Here is a 15,282-nt window from a genome sequence, read left to right as displayed (position 1 = left end):
AAACCATGGCCTTCGCAGACAATCTCAAACAACTCCCCGGCGTTTCGCATCTTGCTGCAGTTCAGCTCCTTGATGCCGATGGCAATGAAGTTGGGCTTATCGAACACAAGCCCGGTCAGATCGGTTCGTTGGCGGTCTACAATCATCTGGCCCAGTTCTACGGCGCGATCAATGTCGATGCAGCAAACAAGGGGCTGGAGATCTATGCTGAACACACGGACGATGCACGGCAGAATCCGGGCAAGCATCCGAACATTGATCGCTTGCTGCAAGTTGTCAGTGATGGGCACGTTTTGCGGGTCAAACATGTTTTTGCAGGATCGGCTGATTAAGTCCGGCCGTTTAAGGTGAATGCCGCCCCCGGCATTCAATGACACGAGCAGCACTCACCACAGAGGAATTAACATGAAATTTCAGCACCTTGCCGTACTCGCTCTGGCCGGCCTCGGCGCATCTGCGGCTTTCGCTCAGGCCAAGCCGGAAGACCAGATCAAATATCGTCAGTCAGCCATGACAGTCAACGCACGCAGCAGCGGCGCACTGAATGCGATGGCCAAGGGCGACGTAGCTTTCAACAAGGATGTCGCTGTGCGCCATGCCAGCGTGATCGCGGATCTATCCGATCTGCCCTTGCAAGCCGGCGCTTTTGGTCCCGGGACTGACAAGGGCGCGCCGACCAAGGCTGACCCGAAAGTGTGGAGTGAGCCGGAAAAGTTCAAGGCCGCTTATGACAAGTTCACTGCTGCAGCCAAGGCACTGCCAGCGGCGGCCGGTGATGTTGGAACGCTGAAGGTTGCGCTGGCTGATCTGGGCAAGACCTGCAAGGGTTGTCACGATGACTATCGGATGAAGTAAATCCGGGCCATCATGCAAATGAAAAGCCGCCGCATGAAAGATGCGGCGGCTTTTTTATGTGTTCTGGATCAGAGCTTGTTGATGATGAACCAGACGGTGCCGGCTGCCACGCCGAATACCAGCAGGCCGAGCCAGGCAGAGCCGCCGCTGGCGTCTTGGTCCGGCAGTTCAGCAGGCACTTCCTTGTTGCCCGTTACCATCGGTGTGATCAGGTTTTCGCGTTTGATAAAGCGGTAAAACAGGATCGCAGCCAAGTGCAGACCGATCAGCGTGAAGATGATTGCGGCATTGATCTCGTGGATCTCGGCCAGCAGGCTGGCGGTGGCGCCACTGATGTATTTGAAGAGCGGCGCCTCAAACATGATTTCATCAGTCAGGAACAGTCCTGAAGTTGCTTGAACAAACAGGGCGGCGAGCATGCCCAGCACTGACAGCGCCCCCAGCGGGTTGTGGCCGATGCTCGGGCCTTTGTGCTCTTTCATGCGTTTCAGGTAGTCGAGTACGGTTCCCGGTCCGCGTATGAAGCTGACAAAGCGCGCGTGACTGCCGCCCACCACGCCCCATATCACGCGGAAGATCAGCAGGCTCAGGATGGCGTAGCCGAAATATTGATGCACCTCGACGTTCTCGCCTATTTCGATGCTCGCGATGGCGCCCGCCACACAGATCAGCAGTGCCCAGTGAAACAGGCGCAGGGGCAGATCCCATAGCTTGATGCGACGTGTTTTTTTTGTTTCGGTCATCGTGTTCTCCGGGGCGGGGTTTGAAGATGAAATGATGGCAGAAGTTTAAACCTGGAAACCGCAGTTGACCGCTTTCAATCGCTTGCCAACCCGCATGAAAACGAAGTTTCGTCCCCACGCCAGCCTTCATCTTTTGGGTGAGCGCGCTACACGTCCGGTTGAGCCGCGCTGCGGTACGCTGGCTGCGTTGCTTCTCCTTGCGGGCAAAGGCCCGCTGCGTCGGCGCGCCTTGCCAACGCACCGCATCACGACCCACTCGGGCGTGTCCAACTACGGTTTCCAGGTTAAAAAGAAAAACGGCTCCACGCGGGAGCCGTTTTTTTACAGAAGAGGCACGGTGTTTAAACGACAGCTTCTTCCTTGACCACTTCAGCCTTGATGAACTGTTCGCGCGACACACCCAGCCACATTACCAGCGGTGCTGCCACCAGTACTGACGAGTAGATGCCGAAGCAGATGCCGATGGCTAACGCCAGTGCAAAGTGGTGCAGGGTCGGGCCACCAAAAAAGTACATCGACAAGACCATCATCAATGTACAGGCGTGGGTGATGATGGTGCGCGAGATGGTGCTGGTGATGGCGTGATCCAGCACTTCCGGCACCGTCAGGCCGCGCTTGCGGCTGTTGCGGAAGGTTTCACGTACGCGGTCGAAGACCACCACGGACTCGTTTACCGAATAGCCCAGTACGGCGAGCACCGCTGCCAGTACGGGCAGCGAGAACTCCCACTGGAAGAAGGCGAAGAAGCCGATGATGATGATCACATCGTGCAGGTTGGCGATGATTGCCGATACGGCGAAGCGCCATTCGAAGCGGAAAGCGAGATAGATGACGATGAAGAGAACCACCATCAGCATGGCCATGGCGCCGTCGGTGGCGAGTTCTTCGCCAACCTGCGGGCCGACGAACTCGACACGGCTGATGGAGGAGATCTCAGTGCCTTGAGCTGACATGCAGGCTTCTTTGGTCAGTGCTTCACCTTTGGGGCCGACTGCTTGAGTGCTCTTTACTTCCCCGGTGGATGCGGCACAAAGAGCCTTGAAAACCGTGCCGGAGACCAGCGCAGAGTTTTCGTTGGCACGATTGGGGACGCGCACCATGATGTCGCGTGAGCTGCCGAAGGTTTGTGCCTGAGCGTCGACATAGCCGGCTGCATTCAGGGTGTTACGGATCGGCTCCAGTTGTGGCGCTTCAGCGTAACTAACCTCCATGACAGTACCGCCAGTGAACTCCACTGACAGGTGCAGGCCGTTGTAGAAGATGAAGAACACGGCTAGCAGGAAGGTGACCAGCGAAATCACGTTGAAGACCAACGCGTGACGCATGAAGGGAATGTCTTTACGGATGCGGAACAGTTCCATGATTTTTCTCCTGGCGCTTATTCAGCCGAAGCGCGCCAGATCTGGCCGATGGCGAGTTTGTCGAGTTTGCGGCGATAGCCATAAACGAAGTTGGTGAGCATGCGCGAGACGAACACGGCGCTGAACATCGAAGTCAGAATGCCCAGGCAATGCACCACAGCGAAGCCCTTGATCGGGCCGGAACCGAAGGCCAGCAAGGCGATACCTGCAATCAGGGTGGTGACGTTCGAATCCAGAATCGTGTCGAAGGCGCGCTCGTAACCGGCGGTGATTGCCGCCTGTGGCGTGGCGCCATTACGCAGTTCTTCGCGGATGCGTTCGTTGATCAGCACGTTCGAGTCAATGGCCATACCCAGTGCCAGCGCGATAGCCGCAATGCCCGGAAGGGTCAATGTGGCCTGGAACAGCGACAGCAGGGCAATCAGCAGGAGCACGTTGGCGCCCAGCGCGATGGTGGAAATGAAGCCGAAGAACACGTAATACACGCACATGAAGGTGGCAATCGCCAGGAAGCCCCACAGCGTGGATTTGAAGCCCTTTTCAATATTGTCAGCGCCCAGGCTTGGGCCGATGGTGCGTTCTTCGATGATATCCATCGGCGCCGCCAGCGAGCCGGAGCGGATCAACATGGCCAGGCTGTTGGTTTCTTCGCTGCTGAAGTTGCCGGTGATCTGGAACTGGCTGCCGAATTCTCCCTGGATGTTTGCGACCGAAATAACTTCGCCCTTGCTCTTTTCGAACAGGATGATGGCCATCGGCTTGCCAAGGTTTTCACGCGTGACATCACGCATGATGCGGCCACCAGCCGCATCCAGCGTGACCGAGATGGCCGGGCGCTGGTTCTGGTCGAAGGTGGCTTGCGCTTTGACGAAACGATCACCGGTGAGGACGACCTGTTTTTTCACCGCAACCGGGACGGTCTGGCCGCTGCGGTTCTCGGGGAATGTGTCGGTGCCGGCAGAAGCACTTTCAGCCGCCATGCGCACTTGCAGGGTCGCGGTGCGGCCGATCAACTTCTTGGCCTGGGACACGTCCTGCACACCGGGCAATTGCACCACGATGCGGTTCAGGCCTTGCTGTTGAATGACGGGCTCGGCAACGCCAAGCTCGTTTACGCGATTGTGCAGGGTGGCGATGTTCTGCTTGAGCGCATCTTCCTGAATTGTCTTGCGGGCCTGCGGGGTCATGTTGGCGACCAGCAGGCGATCTTCACCTTCGCTGCGCTCGGTGTATTCAAAATCGCTGCGGCTGGCTCGGATGGCGTCTTTGGCCTGGCTGCGGGTGGCGTCGTCACGCAGGCGGACGACCAGCATTTCGCCTTCGCGCGCAATGCCGCCGTGACGGATTTTCTTGTCGCGCAACAAACTGCGCAGGTCGCCGGCAGCGACGTCCATCTGTTTGACGATGGCGCCCTTCATGTCAACTTCCAGCAGGAAGTGCACCCCGCCGCGCAGATCCAGGCCCAGATACATCGGCAGAGCCCCGATCTTGGTGAGCCAGGCCGGGCTGGCCGAGAGCAGGTTCAGTGCGACAACATAGGACGGGTTTTGTGCATCCGGGTTCAGCGCACGTTCGATGGCGTCACGCGCCTTCATCTGATCATCGGCGCCCAGGCGCACGCGCAGGCTGCTCTGGTCGCGAAGCGTGCCTTGCGGAACGATCTTGGCCGCGCTCAGGATTTCAAGCGTCTTCGCCTCAAGGGCGTTATCGACCTTGACGGTCGAACGAGCGGCAGAGATCTGCACCGCCGGTACTTCACCGTAGAAGTTCGGCAGGGTGTAGAGCAGCCCGAGAATCAGCACGACGCCGATCATCAGGTTTTTCCAGAGCGGGTAACGGTTCATGGTCAGTGAGGAGCGAGAAGTGAGAAATATGGAGTGATAAGTGAGAAATCGGGGCGGGGCTTACGCCTCACCCCTGATTCCTCACTCTTCACTGTTTCAGGAATTCTTCAACGTGCCCTTGGGCAGCACAGCAGAAATGGCCGGTTTTTGCACGGTGATTTCCACGCCGCTGGCGATTTCGACCTTGATGAAGTTGTCGCCAACGCTGGCAACTTTGCCGGCGATGCCGCCCTGGGTGATGACTTCATCGCCAGCTGCCAGTGCATCGAGCAGGGCGCGGTGTTCTTTGGCGCGGGTTTGCTGCGGGCGGAAAATCAGAAAGTACATGGCCAGCCCCATAGCGCCAAACATGAACAGCGGATTGTTCAGGCTCAGGCTCATGAAATCAGGCCCTGCCTGGGCTGCGGTCGTGGCGGTCTGTGCGTACGCGTCTGAAATGAACATCGTCTGGCTCCGGGTCTTGGGTTCTTTAAGGCGGCCGAGTATAGCAGGCCAAAGCTTGGGGCAAACGACGCTAACTCAAGCCTTCGGACAATCGTAAGCAGCTCTTGCACTGTCAGCGTGACCGGTGCCCGTGGCATGAGGGGCATGCTGCACAGCCGCATCCAGCTTGCCTCTACAGCGTGCCTGCCTGTAGATGCCCGTCAGGCAAGCCTCTGCGGGTAGGCGACCGATCAGACCCCGCGATTGCGCTCGGCAGCAAAACGCAGCTGGAAGCCGGCGAAATCATCGACTTCGATGGCCGCACGGATCTCGCGCATCAGGTGCTGGTAATAGTGCAGGTTATGAATGGTCATCAGGCGCGGGCCGAGCATCTCCTGCGCGCGGTCCAGATGATGCAGATAGGCGCGTGAGAAATTCCGGCAGGTGTAGCACTCGCAGCTTTCGTCGACCGGGCGCGTGTCCGTCTTGTGTTTGGCGTTGCGGATCTTCAGATTGCCCCAGCGCGTGAATAGCCAGCCGTTGCGCGCGTTGCGCGTGGGCATCACGCAGTCGAACATGTCGATGCCTTGCGACACGCCATACACGAGATCTTCCGGCGTGCCGACGCCCATCAGGTAGTGCGGCTTGTGGGCCGGCAGGCGCGGGCCGGTGTGGGCCAGCACGCGGTAAAAATCTTCCTTGGGCTCGCCCACCGACAGGCCGCCAATGGCGTAGCCGTCGAAGCCGATTTTCTCCAGGCCCGCCAGGGATTCGTCGCGCAGGGTTTCGTACATGCCGCCCTGCACGATGCCGAACAGCGCGTTGCGGTTTTCCAGTTTGTCGTGTTCGTCGCGCGAGCGTTGCGCCCAGCGCGCCGACATGCGCATCGATTTGGCCGCCTCATCCACGGTGGCGGGGTAGGGCGTGCATTCGTCGAAGATCATCACGATGTCTGAATTCAGTCCGTGCTGGATCTGCATCGAGATTTCCGGCGTCAAGAAGAGCTTGTCGCCATTGATCGGCGAGGAAAAATGCACACCTTCTTCGGTGATCTTGCGCAGCGCGCCCAGCGAGAACACCTGGAAGCCGCCCGAGTCGGTCAGGATCGGCTTGTCCCAGGCCATGAAATTGTGCAGCCCGTCGAATTTCTCGAAGACCTCCATGCCCGGCCGCAGCCACAGGTGGAAGGTGTTGCCGAGAATGATCTGAGCGCCGATGTCGTGCAGCTCGTGCGGGCTCATGGCCTTGACCGTGCCGTACGTGCCGACCGGCATGAAGACCGGCGTTTCAACGATGCCGTGGGTCAGGTGAAGACGGCCGCGGCGCGCGCCGCCGGAAGTGGACAGGAGTTCGTATTTCATCGTGGATCGTTAAGGGGCGGCGCGTGAGCCGCCCCGATCTGGGGCAAAGAGCGGGTTATACGGAAGCCGCGAGTGGCTGGCAAGACCCTGCCTACCAATGCGCCGGCGGGTCGGGAACGAAACCGGGGTTGCCGGGGAAGGGGTTGGGCTGTGCGCGCGGGCGCGGCGCGGGAATGATGCCCAAGGCGATTAGATTGTCGCGGCTGTCGTAGCGGATCACGACAACATCGTCGGGGCGCGGGTTGGCCCGTTCGAAATCGGTAAAGGTGACGGCCGAGTGTTCGCGCTGACCGTGGCCGGTGCCGAGTTTCTCCCTCTCGGCGGCCGGAGCCGGCGCACCTGAGGCGCGGCTGGCGGCTTTGTCGCTCAGGCTTTCGTCGCTGTGGTAGGGCATGATGACTGGCGGTGGTGGCACTGCCCGCTCACGGAAAGTGGCGATGCCGATGCTGCCGACGTTTTGCGGCCGCCCGGTGCGGGCTGCGTAGGAGCGGGGCAATGCGGTAAACACGAAGGCAGCGACCTGCGTGTTGCTCTTGCGCCAGCCCGTGATCTGCGTGTTCTGGCGCTCGCCCAGCACATAGCCGGTCTGATCCCAGGCTGCGGTTTCGCCGCTGACGGCATTGATCCCGTCGACCGACACAACGGTCAGTGAGCGTTCATATAAACCGCTAGCGAGCGTGATGCCGTAGCGGTGACCGGGCGTGCCGGCGATCCAGTACTGGCCTTGATGAACATGGATCGGCAGGGTTTCGCCGGTGTTGCGGTCGACGATGCTGAGGTCAACCAGATTGCCCACGGCTTGCGCACTCGGCAGAGTGCTGGCAAGAGCAAGAGCAAGGGCGAGCAGGGCGGTTTTGCTGAAAAGTTTCATGATGCAACTCCGGTTGTGAGGGGTGTGCATCTGAAACGGGCGGCGGCGCGGAATCGGGTTGGCGGTGCAGAGACGCCTTGATGGGTGGCTGGAGAACCGCTCTGGGCGAGGCTCTCCAAGGGGGTGTTCAGTCCCTGCGCTCCAGCAGCATCGCGTCGCCATAGCTGAAGAAGCGATAGCGCTGGGTTACGGCGTGGGCATAGGCTGCGCGAATGGTTTCCGTGCCGGCCAGCGCCGACACCAGCATCAGCAGCGTGGATTTGGGTAGATGGAAATTCGTCACCAAAGCATCGGCCACGCGGAAGCTGTAGCCCGGCGTGATGAAGATGCCTGTCTCGGCGCTGCCGGCTTTCAGCTCGCCTGTTTGCGCAGCGGACTCCAGCGCGCGCATGGCCGTGGTGCCGACGCAGACCAGTCGGCCACCGCTGGCGCGGGTGCGGGCAATCGCCTCGACTGTGTCCTGCGGAATGCTGTAGGCCTCGCGATGCATCTTGTGTTTCGACAGATCGTGCTCGCGCACCGGCTGAAAGGTGCCGGCACCCACATGCAGCGTCACAAAGGCGCGCTTGATGCCTTTGGCTTCGAGTGAGGCCAGCAGCGCGTCGTCGAAATGCAGGCCGGCCGTGGGCGCTGCCACGCTGCCCAGTTCGCGTGCATATACGGTCTGGTAGCGCGTCTCGTCACTCGCGTCGGCGCTGTGTTCGATGTACGGCGGCAGCGGCAATTTGCCAAAGCGTTCGATGTAATTCACTGCCGTGTCATCACTCGGGAAGCGTAGCAGGAAGAACTCGCCATTCGCGCCCGCGCGGCCGGTCACTTCAACCTCGAAGGCATCCATCAAGCGGATGCGCGAGCCCGGCTTGGGCGATTTGCTGGCGCGGATCATTGCCAGTATGGCGTGATCGCCGAGCGGGCGTTCCACCATCACCTCGACCTGGCCGCCAGTCTGCTTCTGGCCGAACAGGCGCGCGTGGAGTACGCGGCTGTCGTTGAAAACGAGTAAGTCGTTCGGGCGCAGCAGTTCGGGCAACTCGCGGAAGCCGCGATCTTCAAGCCCCTCCGGGCGTGCCACCAGCAGGCGGGAAGCTGCGCGGTCGGGCAGGGCCGTCTGGGCGATCAGTTCAGGGGGCAAGTCGTAATCGAAATCGTCGAGTGTGAGCATGTTCAGATAGTTGTAGCGTCCGGCTTGCCGGATGGGCGGGCTTCGTGGATAATCCGCCACCTTCCCGTGCCGGGATGGCGGAATCGGTAGACGCAGCGGATTCAAAATCCGCCGCCGCAAGGTGTGGGGGTTCGAGTCCCCCTCCCGGCACCACCACATTTTTCTTGTGGAATCAATCACTTGCGAGTGGTTGGTCTCAAAAACCTAGCCGGCGATTATAGCCAGTAATGGTATTTGGGACAAATCTGCGACAGTTCGGTTAGTTGTCGTTGGCGCTATACCTCCCTTTAACCGGAGCGCCAACATGGCAACTATCACCAAACGAGGCCTATCACAGTACCAAGTCAAGGTACGCAGCTCAGGCTGGCCCACACAAACCAAAACGTTCGAAACCAAGTCTGAAGCCAAGGCCTGGGCCGCTGTGATCGAGTCTGAGATGGCTCGGGGTGTCCATCTGGATCGTTCCATGCTGGAGCGAACTAGCTTGGGCGACATCCTTCAGCGATACGCTATTGACGTCACGCCAAACAAGCTGAGCGCCTCGCAAGAAGCTCGTCGCATCAAAACGTGGCTCAAGCATCCACTTGCGGCACGCTCGTTGGCGACCCTACAGACCGCCGATTGGACTCAGTACAGAAAGAGTCGGACTGAGGACGGCGTCAAAGACGACACGATCCGACTCGAACTTGCCGTGATTCGGTCTGCTTTGGGCTATGCACGGCAAATGTGGTCATTTCCAATTGACGAGGCCTTGCTCCGGATGGGGACATTCGACTCCACTGTTCGGGAGCGGCGCCTACGTTTTGGGGAAATTGAGCGTTTGATGGAGGGGGCCAAGCAATCACGTCATCCGTTGGAGCTGTGCACCGTTATTGAGCTGGCGATTGAGACCGGGTTGCGTCAAGGCCGCCTAGCAGACTTGGATTGGGATCAAATTGACCTGAAAGCAGGGGTCGTTCGTGTGTTGACGAAGGCGGAAAAGCGGAATCAGCGTGAGATTGCAATTCCTCTTTCTGAGCGCGCCATACAGTTACTCAAGGCGTTGCCTCGGTCCATCGACGGGAAGGTTTTTCCCGCTTTTCCTACGGGTAATGCTCTGTGCAAAGCGTATGAACGTGCTCGATACGTCGCTGGAATTACCGATTTGAGGTTTCATGACCTTCGCCATGAGGCGGCCAGTCGTATGGCCCCGTTTGTTCCTGCCGCCACATTGGCAAAAATTATGGGATGGAAAACGATCCAGATGGTGATGCGTTACTACAACCCGTCTGAAAGCGAGTTGGTGAATGCTCGTCGCCGTGCCGAGGCGGGCTGGAGGGCTGACGAGGCTGCATAGTCGGATTGTTTGTCCCAAAAAAGATTTTTCCGAAGCTTTTGTGAGCACCCCTAATTGAAAAATTAGAATCTGGACGCGTCCGCTTGCCGTAAAAATGCAGCCACTTTGGGATCAAATACGCTTGCAGGCTTGGGAATGACGCAACCCGACCCTTTGCTGCCGGTCAGAATTTTGGGAAGCGGACGTTCGGGCGAAGGGCGGAGTGCCAACTCCGCCACCTGAGCGACGCCTGCGGTGGAGTTTCACTCCACCCTACCACTGCGTCGTACGAAGTAACTGGCCTTTCTTCGACCTACAAGTCGGGCGCATATTCCGGGTTAAGAGCCTGTCGACTATAGATACTGTGCGCTTGTAATTATCAATTTGCTATCTGCTGAACTACAAGTCAATGTCATTGCTGCATCGTTAGTCCATAACTTTTCCATTCTCAATATTTTCGAATTAACGATAGTTCGCGAAGGGTAGTTTGGACTGACTGAAGCAACTAGGGATTCTATTTTTCCAACACAATTTGAATAGCTAATACTTTCGCTTTTCGTTATGGGGCTACCTTGCTTTGGGTAGTTGCTGCTTTGAACCATGCTCCGAAGTTGAGCGGGCGTATATGTAACGCTTCTTGGGGTGCTAGCGCACGAAGTCAGGGAGAACACAGTTATGGACAAAATGATTAGCGGGCCAAACTTATCGATCACTTGTGAAAACTCCTCGTTGCCAAAACGTTTGACATGACAGCCGGTACGCGACCCTGCCGCGTACGGCGCAATAAAGCTATTTGGACACGACTCGCAGGGAGTCAATGAGCGAAGCGAATTGCGCCGAATGCGGTGAAAAACTATCCTGCGCCCTACTAATGACCACTTTCGGCACGACTACCTAACCGCCCGCTTGTGGACGAGCTTCGCCTGATTGTACGCATTCGGCATCCGTTCCGCAGCCCCTGGCACACCAACGACCGCTCTTTCCGTCCGCGTCCGGATCAAGCTGACCCATTGCGGCCGGCCAGGTCTTTAAAAGGTGCTACTCAACGTTGAAACAGACGAACCTCCCATTTTGCATGGGCGGTTTAATAGTCTATTAGACTTGAGACAAGAGGCACAAATCCGCATCCATGCCAGAATTATTATTTCGAAAAATCAGCTAACTGGTTTAGAAAAACCATCTCTTATCCATACAAATAGTTTGATAAGTATTAATGCGGCAAACTCTGCCAAGCCAAGAACAAAAATAAAATCACTAACATCATGGAATGTTCCATAAAATAACGCAATCAATGGAATTAGGACCTGCATGGATATAAAAACCCTCGCCCATCCTGCATGCGTCTCAGTTTTGAAATCAAAAAACCAGGCAGAAATGATTAAATATGGAATAAATATCATAAACAAGCCAAGAAAAAACATTGCAAAAATCGAATAGTCGGCTGATTTCATTACATCAAAAAAGTCAAGGTTTGATGTAACATCTCCGCCCAAATACCCTGTCGATTTATTTCTAATTGAAGTAATTTCACGGCTGTAAGCGTGAAAAATTGAAAGCAAAGACGTAGCCAAATATATTGAAGTAGCAAAAATCCAATTTTTTGCGGTTATTTTTTTGAAATAATTTTTCATTTATTCACCATTAATTGTCAGGCGGAGTTTAAAGGCTTTTGTCTGATTTAATTTAGTCTGTGCCAACCAAGTATAATCGGGTTAATTACGTTTTTTGCGTGAACGAAACTCTTTCTGTTAGCACCAGAACTGTTGAAGTGAGATATGTGTCGGCGTCAACTCCTATCAATGACGGCAACACTCTAGTTATGATCTCAAGCGGTAATGCATTGATCGGACAAGAAAGATCGACATTAAACATAAAGTGCGAATCAGACGTAAAAATATAAAGTCATGACAATAGCTGCTACAAAGCCAAGGCAAACAAACACTTTAACAATATAAGCTGAAATTATTTTTTGATTGCTTGTCAAAAGCAAACTCTCAATTTCTTGATTGTTTCTTGAGATGCTTAAAATAAGCGAAGATATTTTTTGTTGAATTTCGCTATGTTTAATCCTAAGGGAGTCGATTTCGTTCAGTCCGTCTGATCCAGAATTTCCACCCGACGACAATGCACGTACTGCAAGACTTCCAGCCGCATTGTTCACAAAGCTCGACTGAGTGATTTCTGGAGGGGCAATTATCAGTGCGACGGATGCCACAGTCTTGGCAGTCCTAAATAAAGATTTGGAAAGGTTTTTAATCACCTCCAAAGGCTTTGAGTTTTTGTTTTTTATAATTGAAATTCGTTCTTTTATAAGATTTCTTCTGCGCCGAAGAGTTGCAATTTCTTGTTCAATGGATGCGTTGTTTGATTTTAATTGACAAATCCGTATCTGGTGTTTTGCTCTGGTTTTATTTACAATCCAGTTAACCATCTAGGTCTCCAATTTAAATTCCGGATAAGTCATGAGGATCACAGCAATGTTTTTGATTCCGTTGATTGACTTGTAGCGTCGGACAGCTTGGAAATCTAGGCTTGTTGCCGCCAAGGCTAGACTTTGCCACCGCGCCGATTTTGAACTACGCCTTGTGTTTCGACGGCCATGCCAACATGTATGCGACCAATGCAGTGGGTCGACTGGCTCACTCGGTGATTGGCGTAAATGTAAAACGTGGCTTATGTCTGTGTCGGCGTCAACACGGCTAGTGGTCGTCCTTCTCAATGGACTAAAAAGGTTAGCCTTCAAGCCACCCCCACTTTTTTACCAGGCTTGGATCTGCATCAGTTTCGAGCATCACAGTGAACTCTCTCATATCTTTGAGGCGAATAATCTCCAACCCTGATCCCGTCCCAAACAGTTGATGCGCTTGCTCTATGAGGACGATCATGTAATTCAGAGCGTCAATGCAATTGCTCATGACTTCTCCTTCGCCCAACTCTTCCACAACCCAGGCGCGCTCAATTCCCGCCTGTTCGCCAATTATGCTGTGCTTCCCACCCAGAAAAAAATCACAAACAAACTTTGAAGTAGTAGTGAGGAGTCTTTCCGTTTCAGTGAATGGCTTTATATCCATTTTCATCGACAGCTTCATTCTGCGGCCCTGAAACAGGCCGCACATTACAGTGCTCTTTGCCGTAAGTGATGATTGCTTTACGACGATATTTCTCGCCTCAACAAAGCGACGCAAAGGATTGATGTTTCGCATTTCTCCTCGCTTGGCTTCGTACCATGCGTTAAACCCGCTTGGAAGCCCTTCTTCGCTTTGAAGCATAAAAGTTATGTTTCGAAGAGCCTGAATAAATGCATTTAGATTATGTAGAAACGGCTGAGGGGAGTGGTAGTGGAGTAAGCATTCAACAAGAAAGTACCTTGCCTCCGCACATCTCGTATGTGCATTAGGAATCGGACATCCTTCTTCGAATGGCTTCATGGGTAAGTAGCGTGGCTGGCCTTGAGGCAAGGGAGGACGGCTTTTCGCCAGCCCCTTTTTACCGTAAGGCTAGGTAGCCTAATCAAGGTAATTTTTCTCCTGCCATTTTCAGCGTGAAGCTAGGTACGCGTGTGTCGTTCCATTTGCGCAAAATTTCTCCACAAATTTCACATGTAAATGAATCACTGTCTCTGGCGGGTAGGCGGTGAATTATTACAGAGTAGATGGAGCCACATTTCTCGCAGGTTTCATCATCACCATCTCCGCTCGTCCAAGTTTTAACCATGGGGCATTTTCTCTCGAAGTTAATGGGTTGCCTAATTTACTATAGGGTGCAGGTTTGACGGTGGGTTGTCGCTATGCTCAGGCCCCATCTTGCTAACGCCCGCTTTCGGCGCACATCATCAACGTCCGCCCATGGCCGACTTCCGCCTGATTGTACGCATTCGGCATCCGCTCCGCAGTCCCTGGCACACCAACGACCGATCCCACGGTCCTCATCGGGATCAGGTCGACCCGAAGCGGCCTCTCAGATACCAGCTAAATTGCGGTGTCCGAAATCCGCAGCAAGCGAAAAGTTAATACCATTTTGTTAAGTAAACACTGGCAATAAGTGGCAATACTAACGCTGCTACTGGAATTATTGCACCGTCGAAATATGGCATCAGAAACCAAGCATCAATCGCCGAGGGTATTCACAAACTAGTGGGACGCGCTGGACGGCTTCGAGACTGAGTGCCCTGTGCGTTATGGAACATAAACCATATAGACCTCAAAAACGAAACCAGAACTTGATTCTGACACCTTGGCACTCAGAATCATGTCGCTGCGCCCCTCTCCTTCAGTCCATAGGTCTATGAGTACATCCCATCGTGTGCCCATCCAAATGCACACAGAAGTCTCCCATGTGTCTTCCGGTAACTCGATAAGTGTCTCGCCGTAGTCTTGGATATATTCGTCTATCTGATTGGCTGTATCTGACGTGATAGGCAAAACACCTAAAACTCCAAGGTCAACCTGATAATCTTGCTTGGCAAAAGCGCTAACAATGCTGCGAAACACAGGCCTCCAAATCGAAGGGACTGGCAACTCATGCTCTTCATCTTTGACTACAGATACATCGCTAATTCCGTTCAGGTCGGTCATAGAGTTGTTCGCCTAACGAGGGTGTAGAAAAATGTTGCCCGTGTCCGGAACAGCCTTGAACGGCCGCTTCGAAGCTGACTGTCTGAAAGACCGCTCCTGGCCGGCTCCTGCCTGATTGCTCATATTAGGGGATTGGGCGGTCATTGTGCAGGCACCCACTTAAGTTTTTCATCGACAAACGCTGCATAGGCAGGGTCAGCATCGGGGTATGGGTTTAACTTTCGGTAGCTTTTAATTTTTATGAGGGTTTGGGTTATATCAGATCGCGTCTTTTCGGCCATTAGAGCCAAGCTTTCTTCTGTAGCCAACATCGCAACACTTAACCCAAGCGCAGGTTCCAGATTACTTCGAATAGCCTTGATGTCATTTTTCTTGAGGTTATGCAATGCAGATAGCTCTTGGTCTGCATGAAGCTTGTGGCCGTAAAACGAATCTTGCATTGCCTCTTTAATCCCTACTCGTCGGCCAAACTCCCAAGAAAACACGCAGAGGCATGCAGTTGCTGCGGCCACTGAAAGAATGACCAGTTTTGGACTTTGGAGAAAAGACATGGGTTCCCTTAGCGAGGGTGTAGAAAATGTTGTTCATGCCCGAAATAGCTTTGAACGGCAGCTTTGAAGCCTGATAACGAATGACCGCTTGTGGCCGGCTTCCGCCTGATTGTACGCATTCAGCATCCATTACGCAGCCCCTAGGCCCACCCCATTCAACACAAGTCCACCAGCATAATTCGGCGCATCTCCCGCGCCCAGAATAACCCCTTAGTTTAGTCT

General features: G+C 54.7%; 16 protein-coding genes and 1 tRNA gene. 5 read left to right on the top strand and 12 right to left on the bottom strand.

Going from position 1 to position 15,282, the window contains the following annotated elements:
* Window positions 1–5: 5 nt before the first annotated feature.
* Window positions 6–332 (top strand): DUF2322 family protein, encoded by a 327-nt coding sequence (locus ABXR19_RS09765; RefSeq protein WP_354600938.1) that lies wholly within the window; start codon window positions 6–8, stop codon window positions 330–332.
* Window positions 333–405: 73 nt separating this feature from the next.
* On the top strand, window positions 406–855 hold the full coding sequence (locus ABXR19_RS09760; RefSeq protein ID WP_354600937.1) for a c-type cytochrome: 450 nt from the start codon (window positions 406–408) through the stop codon (window positions 853–855).
* Window positions 856–923: 68 nt separating this feature from the next.
* Here ABXR19_RS09760 and ABXR19_RS09755 read toward each other — a convergent pair whose 3' ends face one another.
* Window positions 924–1,598, bottom strand: coding sequence for a cytochrome b/b6 domain-containing protein (locus ABXR19_RS09755; RefSeq protein ID WP_354600936.1), 675 nt, complete (start codon window positions 1,596–1,598; stop codon window positions 924–926).
* 64 nt (window positions 1,599–1,662) lie between these two features.
* On the opposite strand from ABXR19_RS09755, the gene ABXR19_RS09750 reads away from it, so the two are divergent.
* Window positions 1,663–1,962 (top strand): hypothetical protein, encoded by a 300-nt coding sequence (locus tag ABXR19_RS09750; protein ID WP_354600935.1) that lies wholly within the window; start codon window positions 1,663–1,665, stop codon window positions 1,960–1,962.
* On the opposite strand, the gene secF is transcribed toward ABXR19_RS09750, so the two are convergent.
* The 6 genes from secF to queA form a co-directional block, all read right to left on the bottom strand.
* The gene (gene secF / locus ABXR19_RS09745; RefSeq protein ID WP_354600934.1) at window positions 1,940–2,959 is read right to left on the bottom strand and encodes a protein translocase subunit SecF; all 1,020 of its coding nucleotides are present in this window, start codon (window positions 2,957–2,959) and stop codon (window positions 1,940–1,942) included. The genes ABXR19_RS09750 and secF overlap by 23 nt on opposite strands.
* A gap of 17 nt (window positions 2,960–2,976) precedes the next feature.
* The gene (gene secD, locus ABXR19_RS09740; protein WP_354600933.1) at window positions 2,977–4,803 is read right to left on the bottom strand and encodes a protein translocase subunit SecD; all 1,827 of its coding nucleotides are present in this window, start codon (window positions 4,801–4,803) and stop codon (window positions 2,977–2,979) included.
* Between the two features lie 96 nt (window positions 4,804–4,899).
* Window positions 4,900–5,247: a preprotein translocase subunit YajC gene (gene yajC / locus ABXR19_RS09735; RefSeq protein WP_354600932.1), complete on the bottom strand. Its 348-nt coding sequence runs from the start codon at window positions 5,245–5,247 to the stop codon at window positions 4,900–4,902.
* A gap of 230 nt (window positions 5,248–5,477) precedes the next feature.
* Entirely contained in the window at window positions 5,478–6,587 is a 1,110-nt protein-coding gene (gene tgt / locus ABXR19_RS09730; RefSeq protein ID WP_354600931.1) for a tRNA guanosine(34) transglycosylase Tgt, read from the bottom strand.
* Window positions 6,588–6,678: 91 nt separating this feature from the next.
* The gene (locus ABXR19_RS09725; protein WP_354600930.1) at window positions 6,679–7,458 is read right to left on the bottom strand and encodes a hypothetical protein; all 780 of its coding nucleotides are present in this window, start codon (window positions 7,456–7,458) and stop codon (window positions 6,679–6,681) included.
* A gap of 127 nt (window positions 7,459–7,585) precedes the next feature.
* Complete coding sequence (queA, locus tag ABXR19_RS09720; protein ID WP_354600929.1) at window positions 7,586–8,620, bottom strand: tRNA preQ1(34) S-adenosylmethionine ribosyltransferase-isomerase QueA; 1,035 nt, start codon at window positions 8,618–8,620, stop codon at window positions 7,586–7,588.
* A 68-nt stretch (window positions 8,621–8,688) separates the two neighbouring features.
* On the opposite strand from queA, the gene ABXR19_RS09715 reads away from it, so the two are divergent.
* Both ABXR19_RS09715 and ABXR19_RS09710 read left to right on the top strand, forming a co-directional pair.
* Window positions 8,689–8,773: transfer RNA gene (locus ABXR19_RS09715), tRNA-Leu, on the top strand.
* A gap of 151 nt (window positions 8,774–8,924) precedes the next feature.
* Window positions 8,925–9,956, top strand: coding sequence for a site-specific integrase (locus ABXR19_RS09710; protein ID WP_354600928.1), 1,032 nt, complete (start codon window positions 8,925–8,927; stop codon window positions 9,954–9,956).
* Between the two features lie 1,133 nt (window positions 9,957–11,089).
* On the opposite strand, the gene ABXR19_RS09705 is transcribed toward ABXR19_RS09710, so the two are convergent.
* The 5 genes from ABXR19_RS09705 to ABXR19_RS09685 form a co-directional block, all read right to left on the bottom strand.
* Window positions 11,090–11,566: a hypothetical protein gene (locus ABXR19_RS09705; RefSeq protein WP_354600927.1), complete on the bottom strand. Its 477-nt coding sequence runs from the start codon at window positions 11,564–11,566 to the stop codon at window positions 11,090–11,092.
* A gap of 251 nt (window positions 11,567–11,817) precedes the next feature.
* Window positions 11,818–12,366: a hypothetical protein gene (locus tag ABXR19_RS09700; protein ID WP_354600926.1), complete on the bottom strand. Its 549-nt coding sequence runs from the start codon at window positions 12,364–12,366 to the stop codon at window positions 11,818–11,820.
* A 301-nt stretch (window positions 12,367–12,667) separates the two neighbouring features.
* Window positions 12,668–13,363, bottom strand: coding sequence for an Ea47 family protein (locus ABXR19_RS09695; protein ID WP_354600925.1), 696 nt, complete (start codon window positions 13,361–13,363; stop codon window positions 12,668–12,670).
* 747 nt (window positions 13,364–14,110) lie between these two features.
* Entirely contained in the window at window positions 14,111–14,509 is a 399-nt protein-coding gene (locus ABXR19_RS09690; RefSeq protein ID WP_354600924.1) for a DUF7668 domain-containing protein, read from the bottom strand.
* 140 nt (window positions 14,510–14,649) lie between these two features.
* Complete coding sequence (locus ABXR19_RS09685) at window positions 14,650–15,060, bottom strand: hypothetical protein (RefSeq protein WP_354600923.1); 411 nt, start codon at window positions 15,058–15,060, stop codon at window positions 14,650–14,652.
* Between the last annotated feature and the right edge of the window lie 222 nt (window positions 15,061–15,282).

The sequence above is a fragment of the Uliginosibacterium flavum genome (assembly GCF_040566545.1).
GTDB lineage: Bacteria > Pseudomonadota > Gammaproteobacteria > Burkholderiales > Rhodocyclaceae > Uliginosibacterium > Uliginosibacterium flavum.
The sequence above is the reverse complement of the archived record's forward strand: the minus strand, read 5'-3'. Positions and strand labels throughout refer to the sequence as shown.

What these genes read in the sequence shown, in the direction of transcription:
- ABXR19_RS09705 (WP_354600927.1), bottom strand. Translation starts at nt 11,566, where the DNA reads ATGAAAAATTATTTCAAAAAAATAACCGCAAAAAATTGGATTTTTGCT.
- ABXR19_RS09700 (WP_354600926.1), bottom strand. Translation starts at nt 12,366, where the DNA reads ATGGTTAACTGGATTGTAAATAAAACCAGAGCAAAACACCAGATACGG.
- tgt (WP_354600931.1), bottom strand. Translation starts at nt 6,587, where the DNA reads ATGAAATACGAACTCCTGTCCACTTCCGGCGGCGCGCGCCGCGGCCGT.
- ABXR19_RS09755 (WP_354600936.1), bottom strand. Translation starts at nt 1,598, where the DNA reads ATGACCGAAACAAAAAAAACACGTCGCATCAAGCTATGGGATCTGCCC.
- yajC (WP_354600932.1), bottom strand. Translation starts at nt 5,247, where the DNA reads ATGTTCATTTCAGACGCGTACGCACAGACCGCCACGACCGCAGCCCAG.
- secD (WP_354600933.1), bottom strand. Translation starts at nt 4,803, where the DNA reads ATGAACCGTTACCCGCTCTGGAAAAACCTGATGATCGGCGTCGTGCTG.
- secF (WP_354600934.1), bottom strand. Translation starts at nt 2,959, where the DNA reads ATGGAACTGTTCCGCATCCGTAAAGACATTCCCTTCATGCGTCACGCG.
- ABXR19_RS09725 (WP_354600930.1), bottom strand. Translation starts at nt 7,458, where the DNA reads ATGAAACTTTTCAGCAAAACCGCCCTGCTCGCCCTTGCTCTTGCTCTT.
- ABXR19_RS09710 (WP_354600928.1), top strand. Translation starts at nt 8,925, where the DNA reads ATGGCAACTATCACCAAACGAGGCCTATCACAGTACCAAGTCAAGGTA.
- ABXR19_RS09695 (WP_354600925.1), bottom strand. Translation starts at nt 13,363, where the DNA reads ATGAAGCCATTCGAAGAAGGATGTCCGATTCCTAATGCACATACGAGA.
- ABXR19_RS09685 (WP_354600923.1), bottom strand. Translation starts at nt 15,060, where the DNA reads ATGTCTTTTCTCCAAAGTCCAAAACTGGTCATTCTTTCAGTGGCCGCA.
- ABXR19_RS09760 (WP_354600937.1), top strand. Translation starts at nt 406, where the DNA reads ATGAAATTTCAGCACCTTGCCGTACTCGCTCTGGCCGGCCTCGGCGCA.
- queA (WP_354600929.1), bottom strand. Translation starts at nt 8,620, where the DNA reads ATGCTCACACTCGACGATTTCGATTACGACTTGCCCCCTGAACTGATC.
- ABXR19_RS09690 (WP_354600924.1), bottom strand. Translation starts at nt 14,509, where the DNA reads ATGACCGACCTGAACGGAATTAGCGATGTATCTGTAGTCAAAGATGAA.
- ABXR19_RS09765 (WP_354600938.1), top strand. Translation starts at nt 6, where the DNA reads ATGGCCTTCGCAGACAATCTCAAACAACTCCCCGGCGTTTCGCATCTT.